Here is a 15,974-nt window from a genome sequence, read left to right as displayed (position 1 = left end):
TTCCAAAGTGGCAAATGTTGTTATTTAATTCCCGGATTAAAGAAAATGCCTTATGAGAAAAATCTATTTAAGTATTCTGATTTTGTTTTGCTTCCAAGTCTCCTTCGCGCAAACTGTGCGGAAAATAGAAGTGGAGTCCAAAGTCGAAACTACCGCAGAAGTAACCATCAAAGGAAAAAGAGTTCCTTACAAAGCCACCGCCGGAACGCAGCCTGTCTGGGATGACAAAGGTGAACCGATAGCTTCTCTTTTTTACACCTATTATGAGCGTACGGATGTTGCTGATAAGACCAAAAGACCCTTGGTGATTAGCTTCAACGGTGGCCCTGGCTCAGCTTCGATCTGGATGCATTTGGCCTACACCGGGCCGGTTATTCTGAATATCGATGACGAAGGATACCCTGTCCAGCCTTATGGTGTTAAATCCAATCCAAACTCCATTTTGGATTTGGCAGATATCGTCTATGTCGATCCGGTCAATACTGGATATTCCAGAATTGTAAAAGAGGATACTCCCAGAAGTACATTTTTTGGGATCAATTCTGACATCAAATACCTCGCAGATTGGGTAAATACTTTTGTGACCAGACAAAACCGCTGGAGCTCCCCAAAATACCTGATTGGAGAAAGCTACGGGACCACCCGCGTGGCAGGTTTGGTTTCCCAACTGCAAAACTCTCACTGGATGTATTTCAATGGGGTGATTTTGGTGTCTCCAACTGACATGGGTATTGATCGGGGTGGCCCGGTGAAAATGGCAAATTACTGGCCTTATTATGCTGCAACGGCATGGTATCACAAAGCTCTTCCTGCAGAGCTTCAGGCAAAGGATTTGGATGAAATCCTAGCCATTGTTGAGCCTATGGCTGTGAATGAAATTCTTCCTGCAATGGTCAAAGGAGGAATGCTTTCTGATGCTGAAAAGAATGCCATAGCCACTAAAATGGCTTATTACTCAGGTTTGAGCAAGGAAGCAATTCTCCAATACAACTTGATGGTTCCTACCAGCTTTTTCTGGAAGGAGCTCCTTAGAGAAAGAGATGGAATGACGATTGGACGATTGGACTCCAGATACAAGGGATTTGACCGAATGGAAGGTGGAGAACGCTATGATTTTGATCCGGCCTTGACGAGCTGGAATCACGCTTTCGCGCCGGCATTTAACTATTACGCGAAAAATGTTCTGAAATTCAACACGGACCTTACCTACAATCTTTTTGGCCCGGTGAATCCATGGGACAGAAGTAATGAAACTACAGGGTATGACTTGGGTACTGCAATGCGTCAAAATCCTTACCTGCACCTAATGGTTCAGTCTGGCTATTATGACGGCGGTACAGATTATTTCAATGCCAAATACAGTACTTGGCATATTGATCCAAATGGAAAAATGAAAGACCGAATTGATTTCAAAGGTTATCGCTCAGGACATATGATGTATTTAAGAGCAGAGGATTTGGTGACTTCCAATGAAGATATCCGCCAGTTTATCCTGAAGTCTTCAGTGGCTCCCGGCAAACCTGCGAAGTATTAATTTTAAATTTTTTTAGAATACAAAAAGCTCTGTTTATCAGAGCTTTTTGCGTTCTAGAGGATTGAGGTTTTAAACTCCTCGAAAGTTCTGATGGGGTTGGGAGAAGAGACCATTTGTCCCAAAATCTCCAATACATCCTCCAGCTTTTTTCCTTCTTTTCTCAAGTACTGGATAGAGGTGGCTCCATCAGATTTAGAAAGTTTTTCTTTTTTTGGGCCTTTTAACAAGGGGTGATGGAGAAAAGTGGCTTTAGGGAATTTTTCCGATCCAATAATCCTGGCTAAATCCAGCTGTGCAAAAGTGGACGGAAGCAAGTCTTTTCCTCTAATGATCAAATCCACCCCAAAATATTCATCATCGACCACAGAGCTGAGGTGGTAGGCAGGAACTCTGTCCTTTTTTCTAACAAGATAAAAGGCCGTCTCATCTGGAATCAAGGAGGTCACTGTTTGCTTAGGATACTCCACATACTTCAAAAAATCAGATTCCAAGGTATTGATTCTCCAGGCAGTTTCAGGTTTGTCCAACTTCATTCTCCGATCAAGACAATACCCTAAATAATAGCCTTGTGGATTCAACTCCTGGATTTTTTTTCTGGAGCAGTCGCAAGAGAATACCAAGCCTGAACCCCTTATTTTTTCCAAAGCAATTTCATACTGGGGCATACGATGAATTTGAGACCATTCCGATTCAAATTCTTTCAGGTTCTTTGGGCCGAGATCGACGGGTATTTCCAGAAAATCCAAGGTTTCAAAAATATCCTCGACATATTCTGAGCGGTATCTTTCCCGATCCAGATCGTCGATTCTCAGAAGGATTTTTGCTCCAAGTTTTTCAGCAAGTGCCTTGCTCATCAAAAACGAATAGGCATTACCCAGATGCAAAAATCCGCTGGGTGTGGGAGCTATTCGGGTGAGATTATAATTCATTTGGCTAAATTAGAGAGACAAACCCAAATTCTCATGATTCGAGTTTCGATAACAATCCTAGTAATTTCCTTTTTGTCGGCTTGCGGTACCCCCAACACGGGACCTCTTTCAGGGAAAGAAATGATTGAAAATTCGATAGCCTATCATGATCCTGAAGGGAAATGGAAAAACCTAGAAGCCAGCTTTGTGATTCAGGATAGTCTTCCTGCAGGTAGGGACTCCCGATATTATCAATTCACGCTTAACAACAAAGAGGGGAAGTTTACTTACCAAATTGAAGGCTTACACTATCAGGTTATAAATGACTCCCTTGAGATATTTGAAGGAGAAATCGAAAAAGAAAGGGCTCTGAGAATGCGCAATTATTATTGCTATTTGTGGGGCTTGCCAATGAAACTCATGGACAAAGGAACTAGGATCGAGGATTCAGTGAGAGAGGAAGTTTTGGAAGGAAAGTCATATCGGGTGGTGCGGGTTCCTTATGAAAAGGACATATGGTATTTCTACCTAAACCCGGATAATTACCGAATGGAAGCTTATAAATTCTATCAGGATGAGCCCAATCAGAAAGGCGAAATCATATATCTGCAAGGGGAAAAAGAATTTGCTGGAATGAAAATTCCCCAAAACCGAACTTGGTATAGAACTGAAACTCCCGAATTTCTGGGTACAGACATGCTTTTAGATATTAAGTGACGGAGCTTAAGTTTCTTTAACCGGTTAATTTTTCACCTTTCTTTTTTTGGAAATACCTTTGGAAAACCATGAGGCGCCCTGTTTTTCTAGTTTTCCTGTTCCTGATCAATTTACCAGTATTTGCACAAAGCACTTATTCAGGGAATGTATTGGATGCTCTGGATAAGAAATATTTGGAGGGCGTTTCTCTTCAGGTCAAAGGCAAATCCAAAGCTTTTACCAACGAGCGCGGTTATTTCCAGGTAAAAGCCAGTATTGGTGATACGCTTGTGGTGTCTTTTCCAGGATTTTTGGAAAAAGAACTGACGCTGACTTCGGACAGGTTTTTATTAATCGAAATTCATGACAAAGCCAGGCTTTTGCCTACTTTCCAAGTAGAGGCAGAGCCTTACCGGTTTCGATTTAAGGATGGAAAACTGTACTTGGCGGAAAATGAACCTGAAAGCCCAAGGTCATTGAGCAAGGCAGTCGGAGTTCAACCCTTGACCAATGAAAACCTTCATGGCGGAATTGCCATTTCTGGAGTTCTTTCTTCACTCACTCGCAGAAATAGGGAATTGAAAGCCTATGAGGAAAAGCTGGAAAAAGAAAGAAGAAGAGCGGGATATCTGGAGGTGATCGATGCGGATTCTGTAAGGAATCAACTGATGGAAATGTATGACATGGATCGCTCGTCCTGGGATAAAATGATTGTCAGGTTTAATGAATTCCACCAAAGCCATGAGTTTTTGGATTGGTCCAGTGAACGGGTTTTAGCATCCCTGAAGGAGTTTGTAAGACTTGAGGCGGTTTTGATGGATTAACTTTTCCTTTTGAAGGACCAGGTTACATAAAATCTGGCCACGACTTCACCAGATGGATTTTTCCCTTCCGAAATCATAGTCAATTGATTGGTATCACCTACGTTTAGACTATCAATCAGATTAAAAAGCTCTGTGCCTTGCTCACAGGTAAAGGTGATTTTGGAATTGGCTTTTTTGTGATATTCGGCCCGAAAATCAACCACCAGCATACTGAAGGCACCCTTTCCAGCCAAAGCCAGTTGACAAAGAGCTCCTGTACTTAATTCAGCAGCACCTGCCAATGCGGCAAAATAGATGGAGCGAAAAGGATTTTGGGAACGCCAAAAATAGGGGATGGTCACCTGGCACTTTTCAGGATCCAGAGATTTTATTCTCAATTTCCAAAAAACTGCAGATGGTAATTTGAACAACATTGCCCACCAAAAAACTACGGGATTGGTCATTTTGCCTTGATAGTCAATTGCTTTTTGATTGAGCACGTGGGGTTTTAGGGTAGGTTCCATTTCTTTAGTTTAGATTTGAAAATAATAAATTTTGATCAAGTGGTATTCATTGGTACTTTTTTTGAAAAATTTGGGATAAAGAAACATTAAATGACTATGAAAAAGATATTGTTAATATTCTTGGTTGGGCTTATGGCCTATGCTTGTGCAAAGGTCCCCCTGACTGGCAGAAGCCAGCTGGCGGTGGTTTCCAATGAGGAAATTATGCCTTTGGTGGAAACCGAATATCAGAAATTTAAGGCTGAAGCTAAATTGGTAACCAATACTGCTGATGGTCAACGAGTCGTGAAAGTTGGGAAAAGAATTTCCCAAGCTGTAGAAAAATTCCTAATTCAGGAGGGGTATGATGATCTGGTAAAAACTTTCAATTGGGAATTTAATCTTGCAGAATCCAAAGAGGTAAATGCTTGGTGTATGCCAGGAGGGAAAGTTGCGTTTTACACAGGCATTATGCCGGTGTGTCAGGATGAAAATGGGGTAGCTGTGGTCATGGGACATGAAGTGGCCCACGCGGTGGCTTCACACGCTAGAGAAAGAATGTCCAATGGATTGGCTGCCAATTTTGGATTGTCTTTCCTCTCTGCGGCCATGGGGCAAAACCCAACCTTGGTTCAACAGATATTTTTGCAATCTGTAGGTATTGGGTCTCAATTGGAAATGCTGAGATTTTCCCGAAAGCATGAGCTAGAAGCAGATGAACTCGGATTGATCTTTATGGCGATGGCAGGATATGACCCAAGAACGGCTCCTGTATTCTGGGAGAGAATGGCAAAAGTAGGCGGTGAGGCTCCACCGGAATTCCTATCCACTCACCCTGGACCTGACCGCAGAATCGAAAGATTGAACGCCAATATGGCCAAAGCGCTTGAGTATTATAATAAGTAAACAATTTCCAGTGATCAGTATGCAGTAGCCAATAAATTGTCAACTGCATACTGCCTACTGATTCCGATCATTTCATTCCAAAACCACGGAGTTTGACTTGAGTGAGCTTTCTCTTGGTATCCAAAGGAAAATCTCCTTTCATCATCCAATCGTAATACCCCGGCTCTTCTTTAAGTGCCTGTTCGATGGTTTTTCCTTTATGCTTACCGAAGTTGAATATCTCTTCTCCCTGGGAATTGAAAATAAATCGACCTGCTAAATCCACCATCTTTTCATTGACTAGATCGTGGATTTTTTTCATGTCATTTTCAAAAACTCCCAGCTTGTTTCCTTGAAGGTCCTCTACTTCTTCACCTTGGTATCTTTCGATCTGCGCACGGAATACATCCACTGTAGCCAAGGTATCGGCCTCGGCACTGTGAGCATTTTCCAAGGTTCTTCCACAGTAGAATTTATAGGCTGCGGTAAGGTTTCTTTTCTCCATCAAGTGGAAAATCTTCTGTGCATCCAGAAGATTTCTTTTATCCAGATCAAAATCGATTCCTGATCTCAGGAATTCCTCAACCAACAAAGGGATATCATATTTCAAGACATTGAAACCTGCCAAATCAGCTTGTCCGATAAATTGAAAAACATCCTTCGCAATGTCCTTGAAAAAGGGCTCACTTTTGATATCCTTATCATAAATCCCATGAATCAATGACGCCTCCAGTGGAATTGGAATTCCGGGATTAACTCTGCGGGTATAAATCTGCTGTCCACCATCCGGAAGTAATTTGACGACAGAAATCTCTACGATTCGATCTGTAGAGACATTGGTGCCGGTAGCTTCCAAGTCAAAAAATGCAATTGGGTTTTTGATATTGAGTTTCATCTGTTTATAATTTGATTTTTAATGGTCAGATGGAATGCCCTGGATAATCATCCCCCTGTGTGAGAAGCATTTTCTCATGGGCATTTCATGTGACTAAAATTTGGCTTTGATGGGTTCGAGGTCCAGGTTGTCGTAATTGCCCGAACTCATCAATAACAAGTTTGTATAAGTATAATTTTGATTAAGCAGGTATTCATTCAATGCCTGACTTGAGGTAAATAGTTTCAAATCTGGTCTTTTAAATCCATTCCTCAAGGTTTCCTCGTCCATCAATTCAAGTTTTTTCATGGCCACCGCATGGGGATTGAGGTAGATCACAGCCTCGTCTGCCTCATCCATGGAATTTGCATAATTTGGTAAAAAAGCCTTGTTGAGGGATGAAAAGGTATGTAATTCCTGCACCGCGATCAGCCTTCGATTTGGAAACTGGTTCTTCACTGCATTGACGGTAGCCTTGAGTTTGGAAGGTGCGTGTGCAAAATCCCGGAAGAGTATTCCGCTTTCTCCTCTGGCGAGGATTTCTTGACGTTTTGCAGCTCCTTTAAAGCTTGGAATGGACTGGTAAAATTGCTCTTTGCTAAGCCCCAAGGAAACGCAAACCTCCAAAGCTCCCTGTAAATTTTGAAGATTGTGGTTTCCAAAAACCGAAATCTCCAGCAGACCGGAATCTGTTTTAAGGAACGTTTTCCCATCCTTTATTTCGGCAGGATGGGCTTGATAAGAAGTTTTTTGACCTGCGGTCGAACTTGCCTCTGCCGCAGCTTTAACCAATGGATCTACCTCACAATAAATCAGTTGACCGGTTTGTGGGGTTTGATCCATTAGTTTGGCAAACTGGGCCTTGTAATCCTCGAAGTCAGGAAAAACATTGAAATGGTCCCAGGCAATTCCACTGACCAAAACAATGTCATGATGGTAATGGAAAAATTTGGGTGTTCGGTCAATTGGAGAGGTCAGGTATTCATCTCCTTCAATGATGATCACGGGAGCCTCTGACAATCCCACCATAAGCTCAAATCCCTCAATCTGGGCTCCCACCAAATAGTCGAAATCAACTTTTTGGTCTTGGAGTACATGAAGGATCATGGAGGTGATGGAAGTTTTCCCATGTGAACCCGCAATTACCACCCGCTTTTTGTTCTGGCTTTGGTTGAAAATAAACTCCGGAAAAGAGTAAACCGGAATTCCCATCTCTTGAGCCTTAATTAATTCAGGATTATCAATTCTGGCATGCATGCCTAGAATAATTCCATCAAGGTCCTTGGTGATTTTCTCAGGATACCAGCCCTGGTCAGCGGGCAGAATTCCCGCTTTTGCGAGACGGGTTCGCGATGGTTCGTAGATTTCATCATCGCTTCCGGTGACTTGGTAGCCTTTTTTGACCAGAGCCAAAGCCAGGTTGTGCATCACAGCCCCGCCAATGGCGATGAAATGATATTTTTTCATTGCAAAGAAAAAGTGGTGATTAATTTTTCTTTCAAACTTAAAAATAAAATAGGTCAGCCACGGGACTTTCTATTTTTCATTTTGGGTTTTTTTTAACCGGAAGCATTTTGGCTATTTTCGGGCAAAATTTTTAGCAATGCTGGACGACAAATATGCTTATTTGATTCTTTCCCTGCTGTATCTGGTGGCTTGGCTGATTGTATTTGCAAAAAGTCCCTGGAAAAGCGGGATGATCAAAGTCGGAATGGTGGGCGGACTTATGGGAATCATTGCTGAAGTCTGGTACTTTCACGATTACTGGAAGCCACCGATGTTATGGAAGACAGGTTGGCCAGGAATAGAGGATTTCATCATCGGTTTTGCCATGTTTGGAGTGGGAGGATATATTCATTCGTCTTTTACAAAAAAAGAGGTGGATTATGAGCGTCAGTCTCCTGCCAAAAACCGCGACTTTTTCTTCTTATGGCTGCTGGGCTGCCTAAGCCTCACGGTATTTAGCCTGGGTTTTAAAATTCACTCAGGCTATGTGACTTTCCTGACGTTTATGGGCTTGGCAGCATACATCTGGATCCAGAGACCTGATTTGATTCGTCTGTCTCTGATTTCTGGTTTTGCTACCTTGTTTATTGTGATCTTGATCTATTACATCACCTTTGGAATTCTGTATCCACATTTTTGGGATACCTATGGAATGCTGAATGATGAACCCATTCTAGGATATAAAATTCTGGGGATCCCGGTTTCGGAAATGCTCTGGCACTTTAGCTGGGCTGTACTTTGCTCCATGTTTAGGGGATACCGCAATGGAGTTTACTATAAAGAGACGATTTTAACCAAGGCTTGATTTTTGCTTGATTTGGCCTGTTGATAAGTTTTGGGAAAACTTGTTTACAACTCTTGCCTTTCAGCAGATACATTTGTTCTATGACCGATAATACCAACCAACCTCGAATCACCCGAAAGAAACCTGCTTTTGAAAATCCTACAAATTTCCTGGGAAAAGTGCCTCCACAGGCCGTAGATCTGGAAATGGCCGTACTTGGTGCGCTTATGCTCGAAAAAGACGCACTGACCAATGTCATTGATATTCTGAAAGTTGAGAGTTTTTACAAAGAGGCTCATAAAGTCATTTTCCAGGCGATATTGGATCTGTTTTCTGATTCTCAGCCAATTGATCTTTTGACGGTTACTACCCAACTGAGAAAATCAGGAACTCTGGAAATTGCCGGAGGGGCTTTTTACATCACCGAATTGACTTCCAAGGTTGCTTCTGCGGCCAATATTGAATACCATTCCCGAATTATTACCGAACAGGCGATCAAACGGGATTTGATCCGGATTTCCTCAGAAATCCAGAAGGATGCTTTCGAAGACACGACAGATGTTTTTGAGCTTTTGGATAAAATGGAACAGAATCTATTTGAGATTTCTGAGAAAAATATCCGAAAAAACTACTCCGATATGCGGTCTATTATGCGGGATGCTATTGCAGAATTGGAAGAACGAAAAAATCAGAAAGATGGTCTGACCGGGGTTCCATCAGGAATGGTGGCCTTGGATCGGGTCACTTCAGGTTGGCAAAAATCCGACTTGGTCATCATTGCGGCGCGACCTGCGATGGGTAAAACAGCCTTCGTACTTTCGGTCCTTCGTAACGCTGCTGTGGATCATAATCGCCCTGTTGCCATTTTCTCTCTGGAAATGTCCGCTGTTCAGTTGGTAAACCGTCTGATTTCTTCAGAGGCCGAGTTGGATTCGGAGAAAATCAAAAAAGGTACCCTCGCCGAGCACGAATGGGCCCAATTGGTGCATAAGACAGCGAAACTTTCCAAAGCTCCACTTTACGTGGATGATACCCCTGCACTTTCCATTTTGGAGTTGAGAGCAAAAGCGAGAAAGCTAAAAGCTCAGCATGACATTCAAATGATCGTTATCGATTACCTCCAGCTGATGTCCGGTGATACCAAAGGCGGAGGAGGAGGAAACCGAGAGCAGGAAATTGCGAGTATCTCCAGAGCCTTGAAAAAGATTGCCAAGGAATTAAGTATTCCGGTTATTGCACTTTCCCAGCTTTCCCGAGCTGTAGAAACCCGTGGGGGTGACAAGAGGCCACAACTTTCTGACCTTCGAGAATCCGGAGCGATCGAGCAGGATGCCGACATGGTAATGTTCTTGTATCGACCAGAGTATTACGGTATTACCGAAGATGAAGGAGGAGCATCCACGGCAGGAGTAGGGGAAGTAATCATCGCCAAGCACAGAAATGGTTCCTTGGATAATGTCAAGCTTCGATTTGTGGGTAGATTTACCAAGTTTACGGATTTTGATTTTACCTCTAACTACCCAAGCAATCCATCAGGAGAGGTGTCTTATTCCCATAAGTTTACTTCAGGGGCTAGTGGTGTATCGAGTTTTGACTCTAAAAATGTGGTCAATATTTCAAGCCGTGCCAATGACGATTCGATCGATGATTTGCTGAAGGTTGATCCTACACCACCTCAATTCTAAGAATTCATGAAAGCGATTGTTTTAGATCAAACCATCCCGGATAAGATAAAAATGCTTCAGGTTCCTAAACCTGCATTAAAAGAAGGTGAAGCTTTGGTGAGAATTAGAGCTGCAGCTTTGAATCATCGGGACGAATGGAGTAGAAAAGGCTTGTATCCCAACCTGAAGGACGGAATTATTCTTGGTTCAGATGGGGCTGGGATAGTAGAAGAAGTTTTTTCTGACCAAGATTCAAATTGGATCGGGAAAGAGGTGATAATTAATCCGGCAATCCATTGGGGGGACAGCCAATTGGCTCAAAGTAAGAACTTTGAAATCCTCGGGATGCCTAGAAATGGGACTTTTGCAGAATATGTCGCCGTGCCGGTGGACCGATTAAATTTTAAACCTGTTCACCTAAGCTGGGAGGAATCCGCAGCATTGCCCTTGGCAGGATTGACTGCATTTCGGGCTCTGGTCTATCAAGGTCAAGTTCAAGTAGCAGATCAAGTTTTGGTCACTGGGATAGGAGGAGGGGTTGCACAATTTGCCGCTCAGTTTGCAATTGCTTTGGGAGCAAATGTCTCAGTAAGCAGCAGTAGTCCGGATAAACTTGAAAAAGCCAAGGCCATGGGTGCTAAATTTGGCTACAATTACAAATCAGAGGATTGGACAACCCAAGCATTGGAGAATTCAGGTGGCTTTGACGTGATCATTGACGGAGCAGCAGGAGATGGTCTGAACCAATTAATTCAGGTTTGCAAGCCGGGTGGAAGGATAATTTTTTACGGAGCCACTCAAGGAAATCCGGGGAAAGTGGAAGCCAGAAGGATATTTTGGAATCAGCTGAAGCTTATGGGTTCGACCATGGGCTCAGATCAGGATTTTGCTGGAATGCTTGAATTGGTGAATGCTAAAAAAATCAAGCCAGTGGTTGACCAAATCTTCGGAGTTGAAGATGCTTTGGCGGCTTTTGAGAGAATGCGTGCAGGAAGTCAACTGGGAAAAATAGTGCTCAGCCTTTAATTTCTTCATAAGTCTGAAGAAACTCCTTAAGAGCAATCCGGTAGATTTCAGATTTATCCAAAGAGATCACCAAATAGTCTCCGGGCTTCACATGGATTGATTCCTTCCAGGGTGCCTGAAATTCCAAGACTTCTTTGGAGCCTAAAGACTTCAAATCTGAGGCATTTACCTTCATAGCGTAAATTTCACCTTTGGGTCTAAAACAACCCCAACCTCCGCCCAGAGCGTGCATCATTTCATACTTTTTTTCAAAAATGTCCTCTTTGATAAGGTATTGTTCTTCTGCGGAGGTTTGATTTTCTACCAGCCAATCGCCCTTTTGAGCCGTGTTCTTGGTTTCCACGCCATCGCTGGTTTTTGTAATGACAACTAGTCCAGGCTCAGCTTTTTTGGCTTTGATAAGGCTTTTTTTCTTGAAGCGTTTACCCTCTTTTTCCATCAAAGGAATGAAGTAGTTCAGCATTTCTTTTTGAGAGATCATAGTAAAAAGCCTTTTTAGTAGAATTCGACTACTGAATTTAGTAAATTGAAAATCAATTCCATTTCTATTTTAAGGATTCTAGGGAGAATTGGCAGGGAGGATTTGAAAAAAAATCTCAGGACAAGAGGAAATTCAGATCTGGGGATCCGATAATTATCATCGCTAAAACTTATTCCTCCAGATCATTTTCAAACAAGAAGTTTTGATAGGAGTTTTTGAGTTCAAGTAGAGTCTTTGTCTCCTTTAAAGAATTTGCCAAAGCAATTCCTTTTTCGAAAACATCTTTTGCCTTAGAAATTTGATCTAGTTCAAAAAAGAAATTCGCAGCGGGAAAATAAACTGGAAGATAATCAGCATGTTGGAGCAAGAGAAAATCAAATAATTTACTTGCTTCATTAGGGTCTAAATCTTTGATTTCCAGCGCTAAAGCATAATAATTAAAGGGATTGTCGGGTTCCTCAAAAATGTATTCCCGGAGTACTTTAGCACGATCTAATTTGCTCATGAATAGTTTTTTTAATTAACCTTTCGCTGTTATTTTCACGCAAAATAAATCTAAAATAATCTAACTCTAAACCAATGAAGATTCTTGTATGTATCACTCACGTGCCGGATACGACTTCCAAGATTCAGTTTACTGCCAATAATACAAAGTTTGATTCTACTGGGGTTCAATTTATCATTGGGCCTTATGATGATTATGCTTTGGCTAGAGCAGTGGAGCTTCGGGATCAGACAGGAGGCACATTGACCGTATTGAACGTCGGAGAGGCCGAAACAGAACCAACTTTGAGAAAAGCTTTGGCGATTGGAGCTGACGATGCGATCCGGGTAAATTCTTTTCCGAAGGATTCCATTTTTGTCGCCAAGCAAATCGCTCATTATGCCAAAGAAGGCGGATATGATTTGATTTTGATGGGTAGAGAGTCCATCGATTTCAATGGAGGTATGGTGCATGGGATGGTAGGTGAACTTCTGGGCATGCCTTCTTTTTCTCCGGTCATGAAACTTGACGTGGATGGATCCACTGTAAAAATGGCCCGGGAGATCGAAGGTGGAAAAGAATATCTGGAAGCCCAATTGCCATTGATTGCCGGATGTCAGGAGCCAATCGCAGAATGGAAGATTCCTAACATGCGCGGTATCATGTCTGCCAGAACCAAGCCATTGAATGTGGTGGAACCTGTAGCTCAGGACACTCAGGCAGAAGCTACCAGCTTCCAGCTTCCTCCGGCAAAAGGTGCTGTAAAACTCGTGGATAAAGATAACGTCGCCGAATTGGTGAAGCTTTTGAAAAACGAAGCGAAAGTACTTTAATCCATTTTGTGTAAAATATTGTAAATTAAAAAGATATGTCTATCCTAGTATATATAGAACACGCAGAAGGAAAAGTGAAAAAGACAAGCTTGGAAGCTGTTTCCTTTGCAAATGCCTTATCGGCAAAAACAGGTGAAGGTGAGGTGGTGGCTTTGGCGCTCGGTGCTATTGATGCTTCTGAATTGGCTTCAATTGGTAAAGCAGGAGCGGTTAAAGTACTTCATGCAAGTGATGCCCGCTTAAATGATGGTGTGATTTCGGCTCATGCCTCTGCTGTAGCACAAGCTTTCCAGTCTGTAGGTGCTAAGACCTTGGTATTGGCGAAGTCCTCTCTCGGAGATGCTGTGGCTTCCAGATTGGCCGTCAAATTAAATGCAGGTCTTGTTTCCAATGTCGTAGAATTGCCAAATACTACTTCAGGCTATGTGGTCAAAAGAAGCATTTACACAGGTAAAGCTTTCGCAGAAACTACCGTGACTACAGAAAATAAAATTCTTGCGGTAAAGAAAAATGCTGTGGATCTGAAAACCGACGGCGCTGATGCTGCGGTAGAATCCATTTCAATCAATCTTTCTGATGCTGATTTCGCATCCAAAATTACTTCAACGGAAAGAGCTACCGGAGAAATTCTACTTCCTGAGGCAGACATCGTCGTGTCAGGAGGAAGAGGAATGAAAGGTCCTGAAAACTGGGGTATGCTGGAAGACATGGCCAAAGTATTAGGGGCAGCTACAGGTTGTTCCAAACCGGTTTCTGATATCGGATGGAGGCCGCATCATGAGCACGTGGGACAAACAGGTGTAAAAGTTGCACCTACTTTGTACGTCGCTGTAGGAATTTCAGGAGCTATTCAACATCTTGCAGGGGTTAACTCCTCAAAGTGCATTGTGGTCATTAATAAAGATCCAGAGGCACCTTTTTTCAAGGCAGCTGATTACGGAATTGTTGGAGATGCTTTTGAGGTAGTACCTAAATTAACCGAAGCACTAAAAGCAGAACTATAATTTTTGTGAAGAAACAAGTAGAACTGGAGATTCTGGGATTATCATCCAATCATTCCCAATCGGGCTCTTTCACCTTGGTGATGGGAGAGATGGGAGGCAATAGAAGATTGCCTATTGTGATTGGAATGTTTGAGGCTCAGGCGATTGCAATTGAGATCGAAAAGATCATTCCTAATCGACCGATGACTCATGACCTTTTTAAATCATTCTCTGAAAGTTTCAAGTTTGAAATTGAAAAAATCATCATTTCTGACATGAAGGAAGGGGTTTTTTATGCAAAAATAGTTTGCAAAGACTCCGTTCGAGAAATAGAAATTGACAGTAGACCTTCCGATGCGATTGCCATTGCGGTGAGGTTTAATGCTCCTATTTTCTGTGTCGAAAAAGTGATGTCTGAAGCAGCTGTGGAACATACAGAGGAAGAGCACAAAGGAGATGATCAGCCGGAGACTAAGGCGCCAGTTCAAAAAGTTTCTTCCAAAAAAGAAGGTTCGTTGAAAGATTTTAGCTTGGACAAGCTAAATCAGCTTCTCGAAAAGGCTATCAATAATGAAGATTATGAAAAAGCAGCCCGGATTCGGGATGAAATAAACAAGAGAAATTAAGAAACTAAGGCCCCGGATCATCTGGGGCTTTTTTCTTGTTTGCCTTTGGCCTATTTTTAACCCTTCGTTTCATATTCATCTTCATGGATTATATCAGAGGTGCCATCGGGCTTGTAGTCATCATCTTTATTGCATTTATTTTTTCAAACAACCGAAAGAGGATAGACTGGAGGTTGGTCTTAATTGGGATTTCACTACAATTGGTATTTGGCTTTTTGATTACCAAGGTCGAATTTGTCAAAGAAGGTTTCCAGTTGTTATCTGAGGGTTTTGTGAAGTTCCTGAGCTTCAGTGAAGCAGGAGCCAGATTTATCTTTGGTGACCTGGCTGGAGACAGCTTTGGATTTATTTTTGCATTCAAAGTATTACCCACCATCATTTTCTTCTCTACAGTTTCTGCAGGTTTGTATTATTTGGGAGTGCTTCAAAAAATTGTTTTTGGCATAGCATGGGTAATGGCTCGAACTATGAGACTCTCTGGACCTGAATCACTTTCCGCTGCCGGAAATATCTTCTTGGGGCAAACGGAAGCGCCGCTTTTGGTAAGACCATTTATCCCTCAGATGAGTAAATCTGAACTGATGTGCTTAATGACAGGTGGAATGGCGACTATTGCCGGAGGTGTTTTGGCAGGATATGTAGCCTTTTTGGGCGGTAGTAGCTTAGAAGAGCAGAGTAAATTTGCCGCCTACCTATTGGGTGCCAGTATTATGAATGCCCCGGCGGCGATTGTTTTATCCAAGATATTTATCCCTGAAACCGAAAAAGAAATCAAGCAGGATGAATTGAAGGTGAATGAAGAGGCGATGGGAGTCAATTTGATTGACGCAATGTCTATCGGTGCAGCAGAAGGCTTAAAACTTGCTCTGAATGTGGGCGGAATGCTTTTGGCATTTATAGCAGTAATTGCAGCAGTGAATTATGGCCTAAGTGGATTGATCGGAGAATATACAGGGCTGAATGCTTGGGTTTCTTCAACGACTGGAGGCCAGTTTCAGGGATTTTCTCTGGAGTACATATTTGGGCAGATTTTCCGGGCTTTCGCTTGGGTGATTGGGGTAGATTGGGCAGATAGTTTGCAAGTCGGGAGTTTGCTGGGTCAAAAAACAGTAATCAATGAATTCGTAGCCTACTTGAGTCTTTCTGAAATGAAAGCCGCAGGCACCTTAAGTACAAAATCCATTGTGATTGCTACCTATGCGCTTTGCGGATTCTCCAATTTCAGTTCCATTGCTATTCAGTTGGGAGGAATTTCCATCATAGCACCCAACCAACAGGGTAATTTGAGTCGTTTGGGATTAAAATCTCTTATGGCTGCTTCATTGGCTTGTCTGATGACTGCAACCATCGCAGGTATGTTGTTTTAAAAGTAGCAAGTATCAAG

Annotated in this window: 17 protein-coding genes; 11 read left to right on the top strand and 6 right to left on the bottom strand. The window is 42.4% G+C overall.

Annotation, left to right across the window (positions count from 1 at the left end):
* Positions 1–52: 52 nt before the first annotated feature.
* Positions 53–1,534, top strand: coding sequence for a S10 family peptidase (locus G458_RS0113890; RefSeq protein ID WP_026952433.1), 1,482 nt, complete (start codon positions 53–55; stop codon positions 1,532–1,534).
* A gap of 53 nt (positions 1,535–1,587) precedes the next feature.
* Here the strand turns inward: G458_RS0113890 and G458_RS0113885 are convergent, their stop codons facing one another.
* A complete protein-coding gene (locus G458_RS0113885) occupies positions 1,588–2,463 on the bottom strand; it encodes a glutamate--tRNA ligase family protein (protein WP_026952432.1) in 876 nt (291 codons plus the stop codon).
* A 33-nt stretch (positions 2,464–2,496) separates the two neighbouring features.
* Between G458_RS0113885 and G458_RS21490 the strand changes: the two genes are divergently transcribed.
* Together G458_RS21490 and G458_RS0113875 are read left to right on the top strand one after the other, a co-directional pair.
* Positions 2,497–3,159 carry a DUF6503 family protein gene (locus G458_RS21490; RefSeq protein ID WP_051287304.1) on the top strand — a complete coding sequence of 221 codons (663 nt, stop codon included), beginning with the start codon at positions 2,497–2,499 and terminating at the stop codon, positions 3,157–3,159.
* A gap of 68 nt (positions 3,160–3,227) precedes the next feature.
* Positions 3,228–3,962 carry a carboxypeptidase-like regulatory domain-containing protein gene (locus tag G458_RS0113875; RefSeq protein ID WP_026952431.1) on the top strand — a complete coding sequence of 245 codons (735 nt, stop codon included), beginning with the start codon at positions 3,228–3,230 and terminating at the stop codon, positions 3,960–3,962.
* Here G458_RS0113875 and G458_RS0113870 read toward each other — a convergent pair.
* Positions 3,959–4,465, bottom strand: a complete 507-nt coding sequence (locus tag G458_RS0113870) for a DUF4442 domain-containing protein (protein ID WP_051287302.1) — start codon at positions 4,463–4,465, stop codon at positions 3,959–3,961. The two genes, G458_RS0113875 and G458_RS0113870, sit on opposite strands and share 4 nt — an antisense overlap.
* 96 nt (positions 4,466–4,561) lie before the next feature.
* On the opposite strand from G458_RS0113870, the gene G458_RS0113865 reads away from it, so the two are divergent.
* Positions 4,562–5,350, top strand: a complete 789-nt coding sequence (locus G458_RS0113865) for a M48 family metallopeptidase (protein WP_035468246.1) — start codon at positions 4,562–4,564, stop codon at positions 5,348–5,350.
* Positions 5,351–5,417: 67 nt separating this feature from the next.
* Here the strand turns inward: G458_RS0113865 and G458_RS0113860 are convergent, their stop codons facing one another.
* Together G458_RS0113860 and G458_RS0113855 are read right to left on the bottom strand one after the other, a co-directional pair.
* Positions 5,418–6,224 (bottom strand): 3'-5' exonuclease, encoded by an 807-nt coding sequence (locus tag G458_RS0113860; RefSeq protein ID WP_026952428.1) that lies wholly within the window; start codon positions 6,222–6,224, stop codon positions 5,418–5,420.
* A 93-nt stretch (positions 6,225–6,317) separates the two neighbouring features.
* Positions 6,318–7,670: a UDP-N-acetylmuramate--L-alanine ligase gene (locus G458_RS0113855; protein WP_026952427.1), complete on the bottom strand. Its 1,353-nt coding sequence runs from the start codon at positions 7,668–7,670 to the stop codon at positions 6,318–6,320.
* A gap of 136 nt (positions 7,671–7,806) precedes the next feature.
* Here G458_RS0113855 and G458_RS0113845 point away from each other — a divergent pair, with 136 nt between their 5' ends.
* From G458_RS0113845 to G458_RS0113835, 3 genes are all read left to right on the top strand, one after another.
* The gene (locus G458_RS0113845) at positions 7,807–8,514 is read left to right on the top strand and encodes a lycopene cyclase domain-containing protein (protein ID WP_026952426.1); all 708 of its coding nucleotides are present in this window, start codon (positions 7,807–7,809) and stop codon (positions 8,512–8,514) included.
* Between the two features lie 80 nt (positions 8,515–8,594).
* Positions 8,595–10,178 (top strand): replicative DNA helicase, encoded by a 1,584-nt coding sequence (gene dnaB, locus G458_RS0113840; protein ID WP_026952425.1) that lies wholly within the window; start codon positions 8,595–8,597, stop codon positions 10,176–10,178.
* Positions 10,179–10,184: 6 nt separating this feature from the next.
* On the top strand, positions 10,185–11,183 hold the full coding sequence (locus G458_RS0113835; RefSeq protein WP_026952424.1) for a zinc-binding dehydrogenase: 999 nt from the start codon (positions 10,185–10,187) through the stop codon (positions 11,181–11,183).
* On the opposite strand, the gene G458_RS20840 is transcribed toward G458_RS0113835, so the two are convergent.
* Positions 11,173–11,664 (bottom strand): hypothetical protein, encoded by a 492-nt coding sequence (locus G458_RS20840; protein ID WP_051287300.1) that lies wholly within the window; start codon positions 11,662–11,664, stop codon positions 11,173–11,175. The genes G458_RS0113835 and G458_RS20840 overlap by 11 nt on opposite strands.
* Before the next feature lie 169 nt (positions 11,665–11,833).
* Positions 11,834–12,169: a hypothetical protein gene (locus G458_RS0113825; protein WP_026952423.1), complete on the bottom strand. Its 336-nt coding sequence runs from the start codon at positions 12,167–12,169 to the stop codon at positions 11,834–11,836.
* Between the two features lie 74 nt (positions 12,170–12,243).
* Between G458_RS0113825 and G458_RS0113820 the strand changes: the two genes are divergently transcribed.
* From G458_RS0113820 to G458_RS0113805, 4 genes are all read left to right on the top strand, one after another.
* Positions 12,244–12,981 carry an electron transfer flavoprotein subunit beta/FixA family protein gene (locus G458_RS0113820; protein WP_026952422.1) on the top strand — a complete coding sequence of 246 codons (738 nt, stop codon included), beginning with the start codon at positions 12,244–12,246 and terminating at the stop codon, positions 12,979–12,981.
* A gap of 35 nt (positions 12,982–13,016) precedes the next feature.
* Positions 13,017–13,985 (top strand): electron transfer flavoprotein subunit alpha/FixB family protein, encoded by a 969-nt coding sequence (locus G458_RS0113815; RefSeq protein ID WP_026952421.1) that lies wholly within the window; start codon positions 13,017–13,019, stop codon positions 13,983–13,985.
* A gap of 5 nt (positions 13,986–13,990) precedes the next feature.
* Positions 13,991–14,590 carry a bifunctional nuclease family protein gene (locus G458_RS0113810; protein ID WP_026952420.1) on the top strand — a complete coding sequence of 200 codons (600 nt, stop codon included), beginning with the start codon at positions 13,991–13,993 and terminating at the stop codon, positions 14,588–14,590.
* Between the two features lie 83 nt (positions 14,591–14,673).
* A complete protein-coding gene (locus tag G458_RS0113805; protein WP_026952419.1) occupies positions 14,674–15,957 on the top strand; it encodes a NupC/NupG family nucleoside CNT transporter in 1,284 nt (427 codons plus the stop codon).
* Positions 15,958–15,974: the final 17 nt, after the last annotated feature.

It is taken from the genome of Algoriphagus mannitolivorans DSM 15301 (genome assembly GCF_000429425.1).
Classification (GTDB): Bacteria; Bacteroidota; Bacteroidia; order Cytophagales; family Cyclobacteriaceae; genus Algoriphagus; species Algoriphagus mannitolivorans.
The sequence above is the reverse complement of the archived record's forward strand: the minus strand, read 5'-3'. Positions and strand labels throughout refer to the sequence as shown.

Excerpts from the sequence above, each read along its gene's own strand:
- G458_RS0113890 (WP_026952433.1), top strand. The coding sequence starts at position 53 with ATGAGAAAAATCTATTTAAGTATTCTGATTTTGTTTTGCTTCCAAGTC.
- G458_RS0113885 (WP_026952432.1), bottom strand. The coding sequence starts at position 2,463 with ATGAATTATAATCTCACCCGAATAGCTCCCACACCCAGCGGATTTTTG.
- G458_RS21490 (WP_051287304.1), top strand. The coding sequence starts at position 2,497 with ATGATTCGAGTTTCGATAACAATCCTAGTAATTTCCTTTTTGTCGGCT.
- G458_RS0113875 (WP_026952431.1), top strand. The coding sequence starts at position 3,228 with ATGAGGCGCCCTGTTTTTCTAGTTTTCCTGTTCCTGATCAATTTACCA.
- G458_RS0113870 (WP_051287302.1), bottom strand. The coding sequence starts at position 4,465 with ATGGAACCTACCCTAAAACCCCACGTGCTCAATCAAAAAGCAATTGAC.
- G458_RS0113865 (WP_035468246.1), top strand. The coding sequence starts at position 4,562 with ATGAAAAAGATATTGTTAATATTCTTGGTTGGGCTTATGGCCTATGCT.
- G458_RS0113860 (WP_026952428.1), bottom strand. The coding sequence starts at position 6,224 with ATGAAACTCAATATCAAAAACCCAATTGCATTTTTTGACTTGGAAGCT.
- G458_RS0113855 (WP_026952427.1), bottom strand. The coding sequence starts at position 7,670 with ATGAAAAAATATCATTTCATCGCCATTGGCGGGGCTGTGATGCACAAC.
- G458_RS0113845 (WP_026952426.1), top strand. The coding sequence starts at position 7,807 with ATGCTGGACGACAAATATGCTTATTTGATTCTTTCCCTGCTGTATCTG.
- dnaB (WP_026952425.1), top strand. The coding sequence starts at position 8,595 with ATGACCGATAATACCAACCAACCTCGAATCACCCGAAAGAAACCTGCT.
- G458_RS0113835 (WP_026952424.1), top strand. The coding sequence starts at position 10,185 with ATGAAAGCGATTGTTTTAGATCAAACCATCCCGGATAAGATAAAAATG.
- G458_RS20840 (WP_051287300.1), bottom strand. The coding sequence starts at position 11,664 with ATGATCTCTCAAAAAGAAATGCTGAACTACTTCATTCCTTTGATGGAA.
- G458_RS0113825 (WP_026952423.1), bottom strand. The coding sequence starts at position 12,169 with ATGAGCAAATTAGATCGTGCTAAAGTACTCCGGGAATACATTTTTGAG.
- G458_RS0113820 (WP_026952422.1), top strand. The coding sequence starts at position 12,244 with ATGAAGATTCTTGTATGTATCACTCACGTGCCGGATACGACTTCCAAG.
- G458_RS0113815 (WP_026952421.1), top strand. The coding sequence starts at position 13,017 with ATGTCTATCCTAGTATATATAGAACACGCAGAAGGAAAAGTGAAAAAG.
- G458_RS0113805 (WP_026952419.1), top strand. The coding sequence starts at position 14,674 with ATGGATTATATCAGAGGTGCCATCGGGCTTGTAGTCATCATCTTTATT.